Origin of the sequence: Streptomyces sp. NPDC045470 (assembly GCF_040646595.1) — a bacterium.
Lineage (GTDB): Bacteria > Actinomycetota > Actinomycetes > Streptomycetales > Streptomycetaceae > Streptomyces.
The window spans coordinates 42324-61199 of sequence record NZ_JBEZAN010000008.1 but is presented as its reverse complement, the minus strand read 5'-3'; the positions used below and the strand labels follow the sequence as shown (position 1 = coordinate 61199).

16 protein-coding genes and 3 tRNA genes are annotated in these 18876 nt (G+C 72.3%); 11 read left to right on the top strand and 8 right to left on the bottom strand.

Annotation, left to right across the window (positions count from 1 at the left end; all coding sequences use genetic code 11):
* Positions 1-116: 116 nt before the first annotated feature.
* A complete protein-coding gene (locus AB0A97_RS22795) occupies positions 117-650 on the top strand; it encodes a SigE family RNA polymerase sigma factor (protein ID WP_361152845.1) in 534 nt (177 codons plus the stop codon).
* 37 nt (positions 651-687) lie between these two features.
* Here the strand turns inward: AB0A97_RS22795 and AB0A97_RS22790 are convergent, their stop codons facing one another.
* The 3 genes from AB0A97_RS22790 to AB0A97_RS22780 form a co-directional block, all read right to left on the bottom strand.
* Positions 688-1527: an MOSC N-terminal beta barrel domain-containing protein gene (locus AB0A97_RS22790; protein WP_361152843.1), complete on the bottom strand. Its 840-nt coding sequence runs from the start codon at positions 1525-1527 to the stop codon at positions 688-690.
* A gap of 334 nt (positions 1528-1861) precedes the next feature.
* Positions 1862-2053: a DUF397 domain-containing protein gene (locus tag AB0A97_RS22785; protein WP_361152841.1), complete on the bottom strand. Its 192-nt coding sequence runs from the start codon at positions 2051-2053 to the stop codon at positions 1862-1864.
* Positions 2054-2064: 11 nt separating this feature from the next.
* Positions 2065-2919 carry a helix-turn-helix transcriptional regulator gene (locus AB0A97_RS22780; RefSeq protein ID WP_361152839.1) on the bottom strand — a complete coding sequence of 285 codons (855 nt, stop codon included), beginning with the start codon at positions 2917-2919 and terminating at the stop codon, positions 2065-2067.
* 242 nt (positions 2920-3161) lie between these two features.
* On the opposite strand from AB0A97_RS22780, the gene AB0A97_RS22775 reads away from it, so the two are divergent.
* Positions 3162-3638, top strand: coding sequence for an ATP-binding protein (locus AB0A97_RS22775; protein ID WP_361152836.1), 477 nt, complete (start codon positions 3162-3164; stop codon positions 3636-3638).
* Between the two features lie 188 nt (positions 3639-3826).
* The gene (locus AB0A97_RS22770; RefSeq protein WP_361152834.1) at positions 3827-5479 is read left to right on the top strand and encodes a long-chain fatty acid--CoA ligase; all 1653 of its coding nucleotides are present in this window, start codon (positions 3827-3829) and stop codon (positions 5477-5479) included.
* 24 nt (positions 5480-5503) lie between these two features.
* Here AB0A97_RS22770 and AB0A97_RS22765 read toward each other — a convergent pair whose 3' ends face one another.
* The 3 genes from AB0A97_RS22765 to AB0A97_RS22755 all read right to left on the bottom strand — a co-directional run bounded on the left by AB0A97_RS22765 (position 5504) and on the right by AB0A97_RS22755 (position 11383).
* Entirely contained in the window at positions 5504-6133 is a 630-nt protein-coding gene (locus AB0A97_RS22765) for a DUF6886 family protein (protein ID WP_361152832.1), read from the bottom strand.
* 212 nt (positions 6134-6345) lie between these two features.
* On the bottom strand, positions 6346-10671 hold the full coding sequence (locus tag AB0A97_RS22760) for a PAS domain-containing protein (protein WP_361152829.1): 4326 nt from the start codon (positions 10669-10671) through the stop codon (positions 6346-6348).
* Positions 10672-10864: 193 nt separating this feature from the next.
* Entirely contained in the window at positions 10865-11383 is a 519-nt protein-coding gene (locus AB0A97_RS22755; protein ID WP_361152826.1) for an SSI family serine proteinase inhibitor, read from the bottom strand.
* Positions 11384-11723: 340 nt separating this feature from the next.
* Between AB0A97_RS22755 and AB0A97_RS22750 the strand changes: the two genes are divergently transcribed.
* The 4 genes from AB0A97_RS22750 to AB0A97_RS22735 all read left to right on the top strand — a co-directional run bounded on the left by AB0A97_RS22750 (position 11724) and on the right by AB0A97_RS22735 (position 13341).
* Positions 11724-11814 (top strand) — tRNA-Ser (locus AB0A97_RS22750).
* A gap of 318 nt (positions 11815-12132) precedes the next feature.
* A complete protein-coding gene (locus tag AB0A97_RS22745; protein WP_361152823.1) occupies positions 12133-12873 on the top strand; it encodes an HD domain-containing protein in 741 nt (246 codons plus the stop codon).
* Positions 12874-13006: 133 nt separating this feature from the next.
* A tRNA-Arg gene (locus tag AB0A97_RS22740) sits at positions 13007-13079 on the top strand.
* Between the two features lie 188 nt (positions 13080-13267).
* A tRNA-Met gene (locus AB0A97_RS22735) sits at positions 13268-13341 on the top strand.
* A 64-nt stretch (positions 13342-13405) separates the two neighbouring features.
* On the opposite strand, the gene AB0A97_RS22730 is transcribed toward AB0A97_RS22735, so the two are convergent.
* Positions 13406-14185 (bottom strand): NAD(P)H-dependent oxidoreductase, encoded by a 780-nt coding sequence (locus tag AB0A97_RS22730; protein WP_361152821.1) that lies wholly within the window; start codon positions 14183-14185, stop codon positions 13406-13408.
* 79 nt (positions 14186-14264) lie between these two features.
* On the opposite strand from AB0A97_RS22730, the gene AB0A97_RS22725 reads away from it, so the two are divergent.
* Genes AB0A97_RS22725 through AB0A97_RS22715 form a run of 3 tightly spaced genes read left to right on the top strand, consistent with a single transcriptional unit; the run spans position 14265 to position 17168 of the window.
* Positions 14265-15299, top strand: a complete 1035-nt coding sequence (locus AB0A97_RS22725) for a helix-turn-helix domain-containing protein (RefSeq protein ID WP_361152818.1) — start codon at positions 14265-14267, stop codon at positions 15297-15299.
* On the top strand, positions 15296-16246 hold the full coding sequence (locus AB0A97_RS22720; RefSeq protein WP_361152815.1) for a DUF2797 domain-containing protein: 951 nt from the start codon (positions 15296-15298) through the stop codon (positions 16244-16246). Before AB0A97_RS22725 ends, AB0A97_RS22720 begins: the two co-directional genes overlap by 4 nt.
* 37 nt (positions 16247-16283) lie before the next feature.
* Positions 16284-17168: an amidohydrolase family protein gene (locus AB0A97_RS22715; protein WP_361153380.1), complete on the top strand. Its 885-nt coding sequence runs from the start codon at positions 16284-16286 to the stop codon at positions 17166-17168.
* Here the strand turns inward: AB0A97_RS22715 and AB0A97_RS22710 are convergent.
* Positions 17135-17704: an NAD(P)H-dependent oxidoreductase gene (locus tag AB0A97_RS22710; protein WP_361152813.1), complete on the bottom strand. Its 570-nt coding sequence runs from the start codon at positions 17702-17704 to the stop codon at positions 17135-17137. The genes AB0A97_RS22715 and AB0A97_RS22710 overlap by 34 nt on opposite strands.
* A 253-nt stretch (positions 17705-17957) precedes the next feature.
* Between AB0A97_RS22710 and AB0A97_RS22705 the strand changes: the two genes are divergently transcribed.
* Positions 17958-18707 (top strand): response regulator transcription factor, encoded by a 750-nt coding sequence (locus AB0A97_RS22705; protein ID WP_361152811.1) that lies wholly within the window; start codon positions 17958-17960, stop codon positions 18705-18707.
* Positions 18708-18876 lie beyond the last annotated feature (169 nt).

Below are 18876 nucleotides of genomic sequence, written 5' to 3'. Positions count from 1 at the left end.
AGCGGCTGTCCGCCTTTAGGAGGTAGGGGGAACCCCACCCGTACAACTTGAGGGGGAGGGGGCATCGGCACCTGTGGGCGATCCCTCGCGGTGTTCCGCGCTTCTAGCGTTGGAGCATGACCACGCCAGTGTGCACCAGCGCCTCCCGCGCCGCTGTGTTCCCGTCGTTCTCGTCGTACGTACGGGCCCGCGGGCCGGTGCTCTTGCGGACCGCCCGCTCGCTCACCGCCAACCCGAGCGACGCCGAGGACCTGCTGCAGACCGCGCTGACCAAGACGTTCGTGGCGTGGGAGCGGATCGAGGACCACCGGGCGCTGGACGGCTATGTGCGCCGCGCCCTGCTGAACACCCGCACCTCGCAGTGGCGCAAGCGCAAGGTCGACGAGTTCGCCTGCGAGGAGATACCCGAGCCCGACCCGGTGCCGGCGCCCGACCCGGCCGAGGCCCAGGTGCTGCGGGACGCGATGTGGCGGGCGGTGCTGCGGCTGCCGGCGCGGCAGCGCGCCATGGTCGTGCTGCGCTACTACGAGGACCTGAGCGAGGCGCAGACGGCGGAGGTGCTCGGGGTCTCCGTCGGTACGGTCAAGAGCGCGGTCTCCCGGGCCCTGGCCAAGCTGCGCGAGGACCCGGAACTGTCGGTGGCGGCGTAGCACCCGTTCGCTGCCGGCCCGCCGCCCCCGTACAGCCTCACACCAGCCGGACGGCGTCCCCCTGGCGCATCCGTCCCGGCCGTACGACCTGCGCGTACACGCCCGCGCACGGCTGCGGACCCATGGTCTCCATCGGCACCACCCGGTTGTGGCGCGCGGGTACCCGTAGCGCGTCCGGGTCGCGCGGCAGCCTGCCGTGCTCCAGCGTCGGTACGGCGCAGCGCGGTGTCCGGGCCACGACCCGGAGGGTGAGTTCGTCGCCGATGCGCAGTTCGCGGCCGGGCCAGTCGTTCTCGACGAAGCCGGCGGCCTCGGTACGGATCACGACGTTCGGGCGGTAGCGCTCGGCCTCGACGGTGGTGGCCCGGGGGCCGAGTTCGGTGATCCGGTCGAGCGTGGCGCGGGTGATCAGGTGCAGCGGCGCGTAGTCGAAGAAGGTGCCGGGCGGAGCCTGCGAGGCGATCTCCAGGGTCTCGTGCTCCACCTCGGCCGCCGCGCCGGCGGCCAGTACCTCTTCGGGGCGGGAGCGTTCCAGGGTGGCCTTCTCGGGCGGGGCGTCGGCGAGGGTGACGGACTGCCCGAGGTGGGCGGAGAGCGTACGGTCCACGTGCGCGTCGGTGGACCGTACGGTGCGGCCGGACGGCAGCGTGATCCGTACGGCACCGTCGATGATCTCGGCCCGCAACTTCAGCAAGTCGCGCCACAACCGTGGGTTCTTCGCGCTGGCGACCTGGCCGGACACCTGGTGCACCAAGGCGAGCGCACGGTCCCCCGCCAGCCCGCGGGCGTCCGCCGAAACGTCCGGAACCTCCTCACCCAGCAGCGATTTCACCGGATAGCGCCACAGTGTGGTCACCGTTCCCACCATCGTCCCCATACCTCCAGGCTGCCACGACCGTACGGCGCGAGACTCCTGATTTTCTGCTGCGGAGCGCGCGTAGCGCGTGGTAGGGGGTGGAGCGGCCGGGGCCACGGGCGGGGCTGGGTCCCTCCCCGACGCACCTGCTTGGAGAAATCAGCCCGACGGGGAGGGGCGCGTACGCCGAACCATGCCCTTGCGGTTTCGGTCCTGGAGCGGCGACGCGCTGCGACCGTAGCGGTACGCGTCAGCCCGCCGCAAGGGTGCTACGGAGCATCATTGCCACTCGGCATAGGACAAAGCCCCTCCACCGTTTGGTGCGAGGGGCCTACTTGCTGGTCACGCGCCTTGCTTACGGTCGGTGATCGAATTCCCCGGCTTTGACGCCTGCGAGAAGTGCCGCAAACTTGCTCCGGTCGGCGACCGTTATGACGTTCGGTTCGTCACTCTCACGAATGAAGATCGCCTCTCCCCTCGTGGCTATCTCGACACAGTTCTCGCCCCCTGCTCCGGAGAACGACGACTTCTGCCACTGCTGTCCCATGCTTGGATGTCTCACAGTTCTCGCGCGATGTGATGGATGAGATTGCGGGATTCCTCGGTTCCGAGTGCTGCTCTCTCGGCGGTGTCGAGCAGGGCCCGGTACCGTTTCAATTCGACTTCGGCGTCCAGGAAGCGTCCTCCGAAAGCGCTGTCGATCTGAACCGAGTCCAGCCGTGGCACGACGCCGTTTGCGTACAGTACGGGCTGGGTGGCCTCGATGAAGTCTTCGCACGTGAACGGCAGCACTCGGACCTCCACGTTCGGCCACTCGGACACGGTGACCAGGTATTCGAGTTGGGCGCGTGCCACTTTGCGTCCGCCGAACCGCATACGCAGCGCTGCCTCGTGGATGACGGCGGTGAAGCGGGGCGGGGCGGCGCGTTCGAGGACGCTACGTCGGCGCATGCGGTACTCGACACGTGTGTCGATCTCGTCGGGCGGCAGGGCCGGAATGTGTCCGTGGTGGATGGCGCGCGCGTATTCCTCCGTCTGGAATATCCCCGGGATGTTCACCGACTGCATGGACCGCATGCGCGTCGCGTGGTGTTCCAGCTCGGCGATGTCCAGGAAGCCCGGCGCGAGCCGGCCGCGGTACTCGTCCCACCAGAACTGCCCTCGGTGTTCCGTCGCGATCGCGCAAAGGGCGTCGATGAGCGCGGCGTCATCGCAGGAATAGAAGGTGGCGAGCCGGGTGAGGCGCTCGACCGAGACGCCGATCCGTCCGGCCTCGATGTGGCTGATCTTGGCCTGGTCGGTCGACAGCAGGCCGGCTGCTTCGCGTGCGGTCTTGCCTGCGGCCTCGCGCATCTTCCGCAGCTCGGCACCCAAACGCGCCTGCCGTGCGGTCGGGTTGTCCCTCGCTGGCATGTCACCGTCCCCACTTTTCCTTGAGTCTGCCGTGCAACGGTGTCACGGGTCGACCAGTCGTCACCAGTATGAGTGGGCATCCTTGCTACGGAGCATGGTTGCCACTACCGTCCTTCTCAGTACCGCGCCACGCGTCGGCTCAGCCGAAGTGCAGTCACTCGCGCGCCCTTTGGGAGCGCACCTGGGGAGTGGCCAGGCCACGGCAGCGGGCAGCGCGCATCCTCGCGTTGGGAGACGTAGCCATGACTCTCGCACCCCCGAAACCAGCCCCCGCACCCCCCGTCGCACGCGACTCGTTCCGGTTCGATCTGCTCAACCGGGCCACCGCGCCGGGGATCGCCCGAGCCGTCGTGACCGACCTGATGACCCTGACCGGCAACGCCGAACTCGTCGACGACGTACGCGTCTTGGTGAGTGAGCTGGTCACGAACGTACACCTGCACACCGACACGGCCGTCGTACGCCTCGACGTGACCGTGCACCCCACATCCGTACGCGTGGCCGTGTGGGACGACGCCCCGCGCAGCCGGCTCCTCAGCCTGCCCGCGCTGCTCGACGACGGGTCGGGGCGTGGCCTGCACCTGGTCGAAGCGCTGGCGTCGCGGTGGGGCGTGTACCGGCCCAACATCGACACCCGTCGGCGCAAGGGGGTGTGGTTCGCGCTCGACCGGGGCGGAAGAGGCGAAGCCGCTCTGCCCGACATGGCGAAGATGGCCTGATCGAGCCGTACCCCAGGAGCATGGCGGCACCCCCTCCGTACCGCTCACCGGCGGTGCGGAGGGCCGCCGGGCACCCGGACAACGGCCGAATCCGTACGGGCCGGGTAGTGACATACCGCGAGAAACACCAGGACAATCACCAGGAACTTACCCGCGCGTAACAGGCGCACCCTATGGGGAGGCTCCCGGTGCAGAGCACGATGCAAGACGTACCCCTGCTCGTTTCGAGGATCTTGACGCACGGATCAACGATCCACGGGAAGGCCGAGGCGATCACCTGGACCGGTGACGGCGAGCCGCACCGCCGCAGTTACGCGGAGATCGGCGCCCGCGCCGCCCGGCTCGCCCACGCGCTCCGTGACGAACTGGGCGTCGACGGCGACGAGCGGGTGGCGACGCTCATGTGGAACAACGCCGAGCACTTGGAGGCGTACCTCGCCATCCCCTCCATGGGTGCCGTCCTCCACACGCTCAACCTGCGCCTCCCCGTCGAGCAACTGATCTGGATCGTCCACCACGCCGCCGACCGCGTCGTCCTGGTCAACGGCACCCTCCTGCCGCTGCTGGCGCCGCTGCTCCCGCACCTGCCGACGGTCGAGCACGTCGTCGTGGCGGGGGCGGGCGACCGTTCCCTGCTGGAAGGCGTCCGGCCGCGTGTCCACGAGTACGAGGAGCTGATCGCCGGCCGTCCGGAGCACTACGACTGGCCGGAGCTCGACGAACGGCAGGCCGCCGCGCTCTGCTACACCTCCGGCACGACCGGCGACCCGAAGGGCGTGGCCTACAGCCACCGCTCTCTCTACCTGCACTCCATGCAGGTCAACAACGCCGAGGCGTTCGCCCTGGGCGGCAAGGACATCGCCATGCCGGTGGTCCCGATGTTCCACGTGAACGCCTGGGGCCTGCCGCACGCCTCCTTCATGGCGGGCGCCTCCCTGCTGATGCCCGACCGCTTCCTCCAGCCGGGCCCGATCGCCGAAATGATCGAGACGGTACGGCCGACCGTCGCCGCCGCCGTGCCCACCATCTGGCAGGGCCTGCTCGGCGAGCTGGACGCCACGAAGCGCGACGTCACCTCGCTGCGCAACGTCGTCATCGGCGGTTCCGCGTGTCCCCCGGCACTGATGCGCGCCTTCGAGGAACGCCACGGACTGCGCGTCGTACACGCCTGGGGCATGACCGAGACGTCCCCGCTCGGCTCGGTCTCGCACTCGCCGGCCGGCGTGAGCGGCGAAAAGGAGTGGGCGTACCGTGCGACGCAGGGCCGCTTCCCCGCCTCGGTGGAGGCCCGGCTGGTCGGCCCGGACGGCGAACACCTGCCGTGGGACGGGGAGTCGGCGGGCGAGCTGGAGGTACGGGGTCCGTGGATCGCGGGCGCGTACTACGGCGGCGCGGACGGCGCCGACCTGCGCCCCGAGGACAAGTTCAGCCCCGACGGCTGGCTGCGCACCGGCGACGTCGGCACGATCACGCCGGACGGCTACCTGACCCTGACCGACCGCGCCAAGGACGTCATCAAGTCCGGCGGCGAGTGGATCTCCTCGGTCGAGCTGGAGAACCACCTGATGGCCCACCCGGAGGTCGCGGAGGCCGCGGTGGTGGCCGTACCGGACGAGAAGTGGGGCGAACGGCCGCTGGCCGCCGTGGTGCTGCGGGAGGGGGCGAGCGCCGGTTTCGAGGAGCTGCGGACCTTCCTCGGCGGGCGGGTGGCGCGCTGGCAGCTCCCGGAGCGGTGGACGGCGGTGGCGGCCGTACCGAAGACCAGCGTCGGCAAGTTCGACAAGAAGGTGCTGCGCAAGCAGTACGCGGACGGGGAGCTGACGGTCACCCGGGTGGGGTGAGACGGGCGGCTGCCGGGCCGGGGGTCACCTGGGTGGACTGAGACGGCGGCGTACGCGTACGGGAGGGGGCGTCCGCGCGGGCGGCTCCGGGCCCGTACCCGCCGCTGCCGTACCGTCCCCCGGGGCCGGCTTCGCGTTGCGCAGGCGGATGCCGCTGAACCCCAGCGTGCTGGTGACCGCCGCGCTCCAGAAGCCCCGGAGGTTGTCGAGCACCCGGAGCTGGATCCCGGCGTCCCGGTGCAGCTTCAGCAGGTCGCCCACCGGTTCGGGCGGCCCGAGCGGTACGACGGGCTCCGTCGCCACGACCGCGCTCGGCACCGGTTCGCCGAACGGGCGGAAGGCGGCAGCCGGGAGGCGGTAGGCGAAGAGCTCGGTGGTACGCAGGCGGTCCAGCCAGTCGTACTCGATCACGTGCAGCCGCTCGCCGCCGCCCGGCCCGAGGAAGCGCGCGCGGTCCGCGGCGGACGTGCCCGGCACGCACCAGACCATGGCCCGCGGGCACTGGCGCGGGAACCAGTAGTCCGGCGCCCGGTCGGCGTCGACGGCCCAGACGTACGCCTCCTCCTGCCGGGCGGTCCTGGCGACGTGCGGCACGAACGTGCCGATCGTGGGGTCCTCCGAAAAGTGCAGGACTTCACCGGGGCGGGGGCGCATGGGGCGTTTCTACCGCAGGGCGGTGGCGGGCCGCCGGGCTTTTTCACGGCCGCCCGCCCCGGTGGCCCAGGCGTACGGGTTCCGCTCGGCCCGAAGCGGGCCGCTCAGTCCGAAGCGGGCCGCTCGGCCTGTGCCGGCCCCGTTCAGCCCGTACCGGCCCCGCTCGGCCCGTGTCGGACCGTACCGGCCCGCTCAGTTCGTGCCGGCCCCGCTCAGTTCGTGCCGATCTTGGCGAGCAGGTCGACGATCCGCGCCTGGACCTCCGCGCTCGTCGAACGCTCCGCCAGGAAGAGGACGGTCTCGCCCGCCGCGAGCCCCGGCAACTGGGCCGGGTCGAGGTCCGCCGACGTGTAGACGACCAGCGGGGTGCGGTTGAGCAGGCCGTTCGAGCGCAGCCAGTCGACGATCCCGGCCCGGCGGCGGCGTACCTGCATCAGGTCCATCACCACCAGGTTCGGCCGCATCCGGGTCGCGAGCGTCACCGCGTCCGCGTCCGTCGCCGCCCGCGCGACCTGCATGCCGCGCCGCTCCAGCGAGGCGGTCAGCGCCCCGGCGACGGCGTCGTTCTCCTCGGTCAGCAGGACCCGCGGCGGGTGCTGCTCGCTGTCCCGCGGGGCGAGCGCCTTGAGGAGGACGGCCGGGTCGGCCCCGTACGCGGCCTCCCGCGTCGCCTGCCCGAGTCCCGCCGTCACCAGGACCGGCACCTCGGCCGCCACCGCCGCCGTACGCAGCGACTGGAGCGCGGTACGGGTGATCGGCCCGGTCAGCGGGTCGACGAACAGCGCCGCCGGGTACGCGGCGATCTGCGCGTCCACCTCCTCGCGGGAGTTGACGATGACCGGGCGGTAGCCGCGGTCGCACAGCGCCTGCTGCGTGGAGACGTCCGGGGCGGGCCAGACCAGCAGCCGGCGCGGGTTGTCCAGCGGCTCCGGCGGCAACTCGTCGTCCATCGGCTGCGGCTGCGGCTCGGTCACCTCGACGGCGCCGTTCGGGCCGTCCAGCGGCTCGGGGCCCTCGCTGCCCTCGTCGGGGGCGGAGACGGCGAAGGCGCGCCCCTCCGAGGTGTTCAGCAGGTGCTGCTGATGCGGTTGTTGTTGCTGGGGGTGCTGCTGGGACTGCTGCGGGGATTGGGACTGGGGCTGTCCCGGCGCGTGGGTGCCGGGCTGCGGGTGCGGCCGGGCCTCGGCGGAGGAGGCGTCGGACGCGGCCGTACGCTCCCCCTCCTGCGGCGGCTGCGCCAGCTTGCGGCGGCGGCCCGAGCCCGCGGCGGGGGCGCCGGGTGCGGCGCTTCCGGGAGCGGGGGCGCCGGGTGCGGCGCCTCCGGCTGCGCCCGGTTGCTGCTGCTCGGCTCCGGCGAGCTGCTGCGAGAACGGCACGCCCTGCCCGAGCGTCCGCACACTGAACGCCCGCCCGTGGGAATGGCCCGCGGCGGGCCCGCCCGCCATGTCGTCACCCTCCGCCGTCTCCGGGGAGACGGGCGCGGGCATGGGCTGCCGGGGAGCGGCCGGGTCGGTTACGGGCGCGGCCGTGCCCTTCCCCTCCCGCGGTTCCTGCCCGGCGCCCTGCTCGGCCTCCACCGGGCTGGGGCGCCCACGCCGGCGCCCGGTCGGTGCGGGGGGCGCAGAGGGCGCGTCCGTGGCCGTCGGGGCGGTTCCCGGACCGTTCGTCGGAGCACTGCCGGGACCGGTCGTCGGCCCGCCCTCGACGGGGTGCGCCACCAGCCCCTCCGGACCGGCGACGAACGTACCCGTCGACTCCGAATCGGCCATCGCGGCGGCCGCCCGCTCCTCGGCGGCAGCGCGCCGCGCACGGCGCCGACCGGTCGGCTCGGGCCCCCAGCCACCCTCGGGCGCGCCCGGCCCGGGTACCGCACCGGCCGGGTCGCCGGCAGCGTCCGCCGTACCGGGACGCGCGCGACGGCGGCCCGTACCCGTACCTGCACTGGTACCTGCACCTGCACCTGTGCCCGTGCCGCCCTGCGGGCCGTCGGCCGGTCCGGAATTCTGACCGGGCAGGACCGGCAACGCGGGCAGGGGGGACTGCGGAAGCTGGTCGGCGGCGGCGGGCGGCAGGGCGAAGGCCGAGTGCGCGGTACGGGCGGGGGCCTGCGCCTGGTTCGGGAAGGGGCGCTCGGCCGTGTCGGCCAGCGCCCTGCGCGCCCGGCGCCCGGACGGCGGAACCTGCCCCTGCCCCTGAGCCTGCGCCTGCCCTTGAGCCTGCGCCTGCCCCTGTACCTGCCCTTGGGCGTGCCCGGCCTGGGCGTGAACCGCCTGGCCCTGCCCCGGCCCCTGCCCCGGTCCGTGCTGCTGTCCTTGCCCGTGCTGCTGCCCCTGCGCCTGGCCCTGCGGGCCGCCGGTGGCGGCCGGGAGCGCGGCCCGTGCGGCACCCTCCGGGCCGTCCTGCTGGAGCGGGCGCCGACCACCCGGCGGTACGACCTCGGCCCCGGCCATGCCCTGCGGCATCCCGGGCGCGCCGGGCATTCCCGGTTCCGCGCCGGGACGACCGGCGCCGCCCGCGCCTGCCCCACGTACGCCTGCGCCGGAACCGCCCGTGCCCTGAGACCCGGAGACATCCGCCTCACTACGGGCCCGGGGCACCTGACCGTGTCCGTTCCCGTTCCCGTGCCTGTTCCCGTTCGGGGCGCCGCTCTGGTTGCCGTTTCCGGGTGCCGCGGCGTCTTCCCCCTGCGACTGCTGCTCCGGCACGTCACCGTTCCGCGCCCGGCGCCGCCCGGTCGGCGTGCCCTCGGCCGCACCGTCCGTACGACCCGTACCGCTGCCCGCAGCACCGGGCGTACCGGGGCCGGTCGCCTCTCCTCCGGCCCGCTGCGCCCGCGCCTTCTGCCCCGGCGCCTCAGGCGTCCCAGGCACCCCAGGCGCCCCGGCCCCACCGGCCTGCCCCTGAACCGGCCCCCTGCCCTTGCCCTGGTCCTGTCCCTGCCCCTGCCCCTGCTGCTGCGTCCCCCGAGCCCGCTCGGCCGGCACCGGCATGACCGTCGTCTCGTTGCCCGTCACCTCGCGCGCCGGGCCCGCGGCGCCGGACACCGGCGCGCCACCGGCCGCCACCGGCACTTCGAGCACATACGCGCTGCCGCCCGCGCCCGGCACCTGGTGCGTCTGCAGCACACCGCCGTGCTGCCGCACGATGCCGCGCACGATGGGCGCGTGGACCGGGTTGCCGCCGCCGTACGGGCCGCGCACCTCGATCCGTACGACCTCGCCGCGCTGAGCCGCGGCCACCACGATCGTCGAGTCCCCGGAAGTGGCCTCGGAGCCGCTCCCGGCCTTGCCTGTGGCGTCCACGCCCGCGACATCCGCGATCAGGTGGGACAGCGCCTGCGCGAGCCGCTCCGCGTCCACCTCGGCGTCGATCGGCGGGGCGTGCACCGCGAACTGGGCGCGGCCCGGGCCGATCAGCTCGATCGCGCCCTCGACGCCGGCCGCCACGACCCGGTCGAGCGAGACCTTGGACCGCGTGAGCCGTTCGCCGCCCGCGTCCAGCCGCTGGTAGCTCAGCACGTTGTCGACCAGCGTCGTCATCCGCGCGTACCCGGCGGCCAGGTGGTGCAGGATCTGGTTCGCCTCCGGCCACAGCTGGCCGGCCGGGTCGGACGCCAGGGTGCCCAGCTCCGCCTTCAGCTCCTCCAGCGGGCCGCGCAGCGACTGGTCCAGTACGGCCAGCAGCTGTGTGTGGCGCGCCGCCAGCGCGTCGTAGGGACGCCGGTCGGTGAACGTCATCACCGCGCCGACGAGCTGGTCACCGTCGCGTACCGGCGCGGTCGTCAGGTCCACCGGGACGGACCGCCCGTCCTTGGCCCACAGCGCCTGGCCCCGTACCCGGTGCTTGCGCCCGGAACGCAGGGAGTCGGCGAGCGGCGTCTCCTCCCAGGGCAGCGGCGTGCCGTCCGCGCGGGAGTGGTGGATGAGCGGGTGCAGTTCCTTGCCGCCCAGCTCACTCGCCCGGTAGCCGAGGATCTGCGCGGCGGACGGGTTGACGAGGACGACCTTGCCCTCGGAGTCGACACCGACGACGCCCTCGGCGGCCGCGCGCAGGATCATCTCGGTCTGCCGCTGCTGGCGGGCCAGCTCGGTCTCGGTGTCGAGCGTGCCGGTCAGGTCCCGTACGACGAGCATCAACAGCTCGTCGCCGGTGTAGCCGTTGCGGTGGTCGGCGTACGCGGCCTCGAAGGCGGACTCGTACGGGGTACGGCCGTCCTCCAGGTTCGCGCTGGTCACCTCGACCAGCAGCTCACGGCCGTCGGTACGCCGCGCCACCATCCGCGTGGGCTTCGTACGCGGGCCGTGTTCCTGCTCGTCGTGGCGCCGCATCGAGCCGGGGATGCGCTTGGAGTCGAAGGACGGCAGCAGGTCCAGCAGCCCGCGGCCCACCAGGGCGGTGCCCGGGGCCTCGAAGGTCTCCAGGGCGATGGCGTTCGCGTTGACGACCGTGCCGTTGCAGTTCACCAGCAGCAACGCGTCCGGCAGAGCGTCGAGTATGGCTGCGAGGCGAGCAGCGCCTCGGGATGGCCTGCTGCTCACGACGACGCTTCCTCCCTGCAGTTACCGCACCTTGCCGAGCCCGCCGCCACGTCCGCCGCGGGTCACTGGAAGGGAGTCTACGGGCACCGGATGGGGACGCGGAGACGGATGACGAGGAGGTAATGCCACGGGATTGTGCGACTCGTCGCACGCCCGACATGTGCCCCGCGTCCTGAACTGGCCCGCTTCTACGTCACGAAGCGACCGAGGGCAGCACCGGCACGAATCGGTTCCAGCGGCTGATCTCACATCCGTCGGCCCGGCTGAACTGGGCGTTGACCGGGCGTCCCGCCCACGTGCCGGTGATCCGCGCGGTGGCCGGTCCCCCGTACTGCATCGTGCACTTGCTGCCCTTCGGCACGCCCGCGAACAGGTCCTTGCCCCACCGCGACAGGCTGTCGAGCTTGGCGCAGGCGCCGCGCGCGTCGGTGTGGGTGCCGCGCGCCGGGTGGCAGTACAGCTCGTACGTACCGTTCGTGGCCGCCTTGCCGGAGTCGCTGACCGTGATCGTGAGGTGGTCGGAGGAGCGCGACAGGAGCGGGAGGGGCGCGGTGGCGGAGGGGGAGCCGACGGAGAGGTCGGCTGGGGTGGCAGGGGATGCGGGCGCGGCCGGGGCCGAAGCGGCGACCGGGGCCGTCAGAGCGAGGGTGGCGAGGGCGGCAGCGGTGGTCGTGGCAGCCGTGGCGAAGCGGGACAGCCGGTGGAACGGCATCGCGTACTCCAGAAGGTGCGAGGTACCGGGGCGGGACACGAGGTGCGAGGCGCAGGCGCGAGGTACGGGGGCAGGGCCACCGCTGCCGCCCTCACATCTCCGCAGCGTTTAACGCGCCGACGGGCCCGACGTTGCGCGCGGCTCGCCGCCCGCCGCGATGTTTGAACCCCGTTCGATTCGCGGGGCACTGATTCATGCGGAACGACCCCGAACCACCTCGTAAAGGCCTTTGCCGGGCGGCCCGTCTGCCGAGTACCGTGGGGGTCGATTGGTGACAGCCCGCCGAGCTGTGCCATCATCTGGTCACGCCACATCGTGCTTGCGCGCGGTCGGGGTGTGTGGAGGCGTCGCCTAGTCCGGTCTATGGCGCCGCACTGCTAATGCGGTTTGGGTCTTAAAGCCCATCGAGGGTTCAAATCCCTCCGCCTCCGCTCGTTTCGTTCAGGCCCCGGTCACTCCGACCGGGGCCTGAACGCTTTTCTCCCCGGAAACAGCGCACGCCCACCACACGGGTCCCTCCGGTCCCCCTCCCGCGGGACCCTCCCGGCCCACCCTCGCCACACGTGACCTCCCCGGGCCGTCCCTCCCCACATAGGACCTCCCCGGCCCTTCCCTCACCACACGGGACCTCACCGGCCCCTCTCTCCGGCACCCCTCCCGCCCTCTCGCCACATGGGACCTCCCCGGCCCCTCCCCACCTGGCCGGAACGCTCCGGACGCGGAGCACGCTCCCGAGCGACCCTGTCCCCATGACGCCCGAGCCCCGCCCTGAGCCGTGCCCCTCTCCCCCTCCCCCTCCTCCGTCCCCAGACCCCACCGCAACCCGCCGCTCCACCCACACAGCCCACACCACCCACACCCACGTCGCCGGCATCCCCTTCCCGGACTCCGCCCTGGCCGGAGAAGCCACCGAGCTGATCCGGAACACCACCGACGAGCTGATCTACCACCACTCCCGCCGGGTCTACCTCTTCGGCGCCCGGCACGGCCGCGAGCGCAACCTGCCCTTCGACGCGGAAATCCTCTACATCGCCGCCCTCTTCCACGGCCTCGGCCTGACCGACCGGTTCCACGGCTCCCGGCAGCGCTTCGAACTGGACGGCGCCGACGAGGCCCGCCGCTTCCTGACTGCCCGCGGCGCCCCACCGGCCCGCACCCGCCTCACCTGGGAAGCCGTCGCCCTGCACACCACACCGGAGATCCCCCACCGCATGGCCCCGGAGATCGCTCTCCTCGCGGCCGGCTACGAACTCGACGTCCTCGGCATCGGCTACGACACCCTCCCGCCGGACACCCGCGAAGAGATCCTCACGGCCCACCCCCGCCCCGGCTTCAAGCGCCACATCCTCCGCGCCTACCACCGGGCCCTCGCCCACCGCCCGGAAACCGCCCGAGGCACCCCCCAGGCCGACGTCCTGGCCCACCTCGATCCGGACCACACCCGTCCGGACTTCGTACGGATCCTCGAAGACTCCGCCTGGCCCGAGTAGCCCCCACCGCCCCACCTCCACCACGTTTCCGCAGGTCAGGGAGGGTGCCGTGATCGGATTTCGCCTCCCGGCGAGGTTCGTGTAATGTTCTTTCTGCAACGCCGACCGGCAAGAAAAACCGCCGGAAAGCCAAGCGCTCGTAGCTTAACGGATAGAGCATCTGACTACGGATCAGAAGGTTGCAGGTTCGAATCCTGCCGAGCGCACAGCAGGTCAAAGCCCCCGCCGGGTTCTCCGGACGGGGGCTTTGTCGTGTCGTACGGCAGTGAAGGCCCGCGGTTGCAGCAATCCGCCGGTGTGGAGTCCTGTCCGCCCCCGTTTTTGGCCCGGTGGGCAGGGGGTGGGGGAACGATTTCCCTTTGGGGTGGGTGTGGCGTAGAGTCTGACGAACCGACGCGGGGTGGAGCAGCTCGGTAGCTCGCTGGGCTCATAACCCAGAGGTCGCAGGTTCAAATCCTGTCCCCGCTACTGCGAAGACCGGTCCGGCACGGAAACGTGCCGGGCCGGTCTTTTTTGCGTGGGCGCGCTCGGGTTACGGGGCGTCCGTGTAGTGCAGGGCCGGGCCGGTGGTGTGTGGGGCGAGGTCCGGGTGGAGGGCGAGGGTTTCCGGGTCGTAGTCGGGGGAGTTCTGGCGGCGGAAGGGGAGGGGTGGGGTCGAGGGCAGGTCCAGGAGGCGGGTGCGGAGGTGGGCGGCGATGTCCTCGTACGTGGTGGGGGACGTCCGGTTCGCCGAGGGGACGAGGAACGGTGGGGCCACGCTCATGCCCGTGTACCAGAAGGTGCCGTGGTGGAGGGGGAAGAGCAGGTCGTCGAGGTCACCGTTGACGCCGCGGGGGCCGATCGAGGAGGGGCGGGCGCCGGCGGTGACGACGGTCATGGCGCGCTTGCCGGTCAGCGGGCCGTCGCCGTAGCGGAGTGTCCGGCCGGTGGCGGGGTCGTTGATGCCGTACGCGAAGCCCCTGACGAAGACGCGGTCGAACCAGCCCTTGAGGATCGCGGGCATTCCGAACCACCAGAGGGGGAACTGGACGACGAGGGTGTCGGCCCAGGTGACCTTCTCCTGTTCGGCGCGGATGTCGGGGCTCAAGGTGCCGCTGGTGTAGGCGTGATGCGCGGCGCTGCTGATGTGGAGACGTTCCGTGGGGGAGTGGTCGAAGTCGTCGGCGCCGACGACCGGGTTCCACTTCATGGCGTAGAGGTCGGAGAGCTGGACCTCGTGGCCGTGGTCGCGCAGGGTGCGGATGCCTTCGGTCTTGAGGGAGCCGTTGAGGGAACGTTCCTCGGGGTGGGCTGCCAGCCATAGGACCTTCATGGGGGCTCCAAGGGAAGGGGGTGTTTTTTGGGGGTGGATCGATCTTCTGGTGGGGCGTGGGGGCCGGGCGAGTGGCCGGATGGCCAAGGTGTGTGAGGATCGGGCCATGGGTGTCTTCGCGGAGGACGGGCGGCATCGGGTCGCCGTACTGGTGCGGCACGGCCTGCTGCCGATGGAGCTGGGAATCGTGCACCGGATCTTCGGGCAGGCCGAGACGGCCGACGGCCGGCGGTTGTACGAGGTGGTGACGTGTGCGCCGGAGCCGGGGGAACTCCGTACCGACGTGGATTTCACGGTCAATGTGCGGCACGGGCCCGAAGCCCTCGCGGAAGCGGACACGATCGTGGTGCCGGCCTCGCAGCAGGATTACGGGACGGACGAGGGGTGTCTGAGCGAGGCGGTGGCGCGGGCGGTGGCGCGCTTCCGTCCAAATGCGCGGGTGGCGTCGATCTGCACGGGGTCGTTCGTGCTGGCGGCGGCCGGCCTGCTGGAGGGGCGGCGGGCGACGACGCACTGGCGGTCGGCGGAGCAGTTCCGGCGGCTGTTCCCGGATATCGAGCTGGACGCGGATGTTCTGTACACGGATGAGGGGCGTGTGCTCACGGCGGCGGGTGTCGCTTCCGGGATTGACCTGTGCCTGCACATGATCAGGTGCGATCACGGAGCGGCGGTGGCCAATGAGGTGGCCCGCCGTACGGTCGTGCCGCCGCACCGGGAGGGCGGGCAGGCCCAGTTCATCCGCCGACCGGTCCCCGAACCGCAGTACTCCTCCACGGCCGCGGCCCGGGCCTGGGCGCTGGAGCACCTGGACCGGCCGGTGACCCTGCGGGAACTGGCGTCGTGCCAGGCCATGAGCGTACGGACCTTCACCCGGCGGTTCCGGGAGGAGGTCGGGGTCTCGCCGTTGCAGTGGCTGACGCAGCAGCGTGTCGAGCGGGCGCGGCAGTTGCTGGAGGAGACGGAACTGACCGTGGACCGGGTGGCGTCGGACGCCGGGTTCGGTACGGCGGCCTCGCTGCGGCAGCATCTCCAGGCTGCGATCGGCGTGTCGCCGAGTGCGTATCGCAGCACTTATCGGGGGGACGGTGGGGTGGAGGCGGGTGTCGGTACGTGAGTGAGGCGGCGGCGGGTGGCTGGTGGTGCACGGGGCCGAGTTGGGACGGGGACGAGCCGGGGCTTGGTTGGTGTGCCCCGGAGCGGGGTGTACGGCGGCGCAGCGCCCTGCCCGCCGGCAAGGCCCTGGCCTTCGCGGTGGTGGGTGAGCGGCGGTGCCTCGGGGTGCGGAGGGGCGCGCGGTGGACGGTCTGCCCGTACGGGGCGGTGATCGACGGCGGGCGCGCGCGGGACCAGTGCGCGGACTGTGCGCGGCTCGACCGTTCGCGGTCGGTGGCGGCGGACACGATGGCCGACGATCCGCGTACGTACGGCGTCTACCTGGCGTACTTCGGGCCGGGCCTGCTGAAGGTGGGGATCACGGCGGCCGAGCGCGGCGCGGCGCGCCTGGTGGAGCAGGGGGCGATCACGTACGCATGGCTGGGGTACGGGCCGCTGATGGCCGCGCGGCGGGCGGAGGCGCTGTTGGGCACCGCCCTGGACGTACGGGACCGGTTCGGCAAGACGGAGAAGCGGGTGGCGCGTACCGCGCTGCCGCCGGTGCCGGAGCGGGCTGCGGCGCTGGCCGGACTGCATGGCGCGGCGCGGGAGCTGGCGGGGTGGCCGGAGGCGCTGGAACCGGTCGCGTTCGCGTGGACGGACCATGCGGAGGTGTTCGGGCTGGATCGGATTCCGGCGGCGGGGGTCGGTGAGATCGCGGGATTGGCCGCGGGGGACGAGGTGGTGGGGACTGTGGTGGCCGGGGTGGGGGCTGATGTGTATGTGCGGGATGCCGGGGGAGCGGGAGGGGCCGGAGTGTTTGTGGTGGATGGGCGGTTGTTGGCGGGGTGGGAGTTGCGTGGTGCGGTGGATGGGTTGGGCGGGGGCAGAGTGACTACGGCGGAGGTGCGGGCGGCCGGGAAAGAAGAGGCGGGTGGTGTGGAAGGGGCGCAGGGGAGTTTGTTCTGAGGGGGGAGGGGCCGGGTGGGAGGGAGGGGGCGTGTGCATGGTGGTGGACGGTGATGAGCGGGTCGAGGCTTTCTGGCTGGGGCTGGGGCTGGGGCTGCCGGGGCTGATCGACGTGCACACGCACTTCATGCCGGAACGCGTGCCGGCCAAAGTGTGGGCGTACTTCGATGCGGTCGGGCCGCTGGTGGGGCGCGCGTGGCCGATCGCGTACCGCTACGAGGAGGCCGAACTGCTCGCCGTGCTGCGCGGCTTCGGAGTCCGCGCCTTCGCCTTGATGATCTCTCCGCACAAGCCGGGCACGGCCCAGTGGCTCAACGGCTGGGCGGCCGGCTTCGCGGCCCGTACGCCGGACTGTCTGCGGACCGCCACGTTCTTCCCGGAGGCCGGGGCCGAGGACTACGTACGGGCTGAACTGGGCGCCGGAGCGCGCGTGTTAACGGCACACGTGCAGGTGGGGGCGTACGGCCCCGGGGACGTGCGGCTCGACGGGGTGTGGGGGGCGCTCGCTGAGGCCGGGGCGCCGGTCGTCGTGCACTGTGGGTCCGGTCCCGCGCCGGGCAAGCACACCGGGCCGGAGCCGGTCGGGCGGCTGCTGGCCCGGCATCCTCGGCTGCGGCTGGTCGTCGCGCACATGGGGATGCCCGAGTACACCGATTTCCTCGGCATGGCCGAACGGTACGAGGGCGTGCACCTGGACACGACGATGGCGTTCACGGACTTCGCCGAGCGGGCCGCGCCCATCCCCCGCACGGAGCGGGGGCGGCTCGCGGACCTGGGCGGGCGGATCCTGTTCGGCAGCGACTTCCCCGACCTCCCGTACGGATACGCGCACGCGTTGGAGGTGCTGGCGCGGCTGGAGACGGGGGACGACTGGCTGCGCGGGGTCTGTCACGGGAACGCCCGGCGGCTGTTCGGGCTCTGAGCGGGGCGTACGGCCGCCTCGGTCAGCGCTGCCAGGGCTGTGCGGAGGTCCTGGAGGGTGGCGGGGTCGGTGACGGTTCCGGTGGCCGGGTCGGTCTTCGGGCCGATGGCTGCGAGGTCGCGGCAGGCGTCCGGGACCACGGCGGCGGACATCGTGCGCAGGGTTTCGCGCAACTGCTCGTGTGCGTACGCGGCGCCGGTCGGTGAGGGTGACGCGGTCAGTACCGCGGTCGGCTTGTCCAGGAGTTCCGCGCTGCTGACCAGCCAGTCGAGAGCGTTCTTGAGGACGCCGGGGACGCCATGGGCGTACTCCGGGCTGACGATCAGTACGGCGTCCGCGTCCGCCACGGCGCGGCGCAGGGCGGCCGCCGGGGCGGGCGGCGTGGCGCCCTCGGCGTCCTGGTCGGGCTGGAAGTGGGGAAGCGCGGCGAGGTCGGCGGTGGCTGACGTGGCGTCGGTGAGGGCGAGGGCGGACCGCAGGACGGCGCCGTTGCGGGAAGGGGTGCGCAGGCTGCCGTTGAGGGCGAGGATCTTCATGCGGTGACGGTACGGATTGACGTCGGGGTGAAGGGAAGGGGCGGGAGCCGGACGCCCCTGGGAGGGTAAATGTGCAGGTCAGGGCGATTGTCAGTGGTGGGTGCGATGCTGATTCCAGTGGTGACCGGCTGGACCGCGCGGGGGGCGGCCCAGTCCGGTTCCACCGCAACCGTGCTGTGGTGACGGGTGTTTCTCAGGAGATTCACAGATACGCGCAAGACGGCTCTCAGAGGGGGTGGTCAGCCTCGACAGCATGACCGTGACAGCGTCCACATCCACCGCCAAGAAGCGTGCTGAGCTGCTGCGTCCCGACGGGAGCCCGGTGCGGGTGCTGGTCGTCGACGACGAGGCGTCGCTCGCCGAGCTGCTCTCCCTGGCGCTGCGTTACGAGGGCTGGGACATCCGCGCCGAAGGTGACGGCACGGCCGCGCTGCGGGCGGCACGTGAGTGGCGGCCGGACGCGGTGCTGCTCGACGTGATGCTGCCGGACATGGACGGCCTGACCGTACTGGGACGGCTGCGCCACGAACTGCCCGAGGTGCCGGTGCTGTTCCTGACCGCGAAGGACGCGGTCGAGGACCGGATCGCCGGGCTGACGGCGGGCGGCGACGACTATGTGACCAAGCCCTTCAGCCTGGAGGAGGTGGTGGCACGGCTGCGTGGTCTGCTGCGCCGGGCGGGCGCGGCGGCGGGCCGCAGTGAGTCGCTGCTCGCGGTGGGCGACCTGCTGCTCGACGAGGAGAGCCACGAGGTGTGGCGGGGCGGCCGGGAGATCCACCTGACGGCCACCGAGTTCGAGCTGCTGCGTTACCTGATGCGCAACCCGCGGCGGGTGCTGAGCAAGACGCAGATCCTGGACCGGGTGTGGAGCTACGACTTCGGCGGCCAGGCCAATGTCGTGGAGCTGTACATCTCGTACCTGCGCCGGAAGATCGACGCGGGCCGCAGCCCGATGATCCACACACGCCGGGGCGCCGGGTATCTGATCAAGCCCGGCGGGTAGCGGGTGTCCGGGGCAGCGGGGGCTGGAACCGGGCCGCCGGCTGCCGGGCGGGCGGATGACGCTGGTCCGCCGAGGGTGGTACGGGCGGCCGGTGCTGGTCCGCCGGTGGCCGAACGGGCGGCGGGTGCCGGGCCGCCGGCTGCCGGGCGAGTGCCGGATGTTGGGCCGA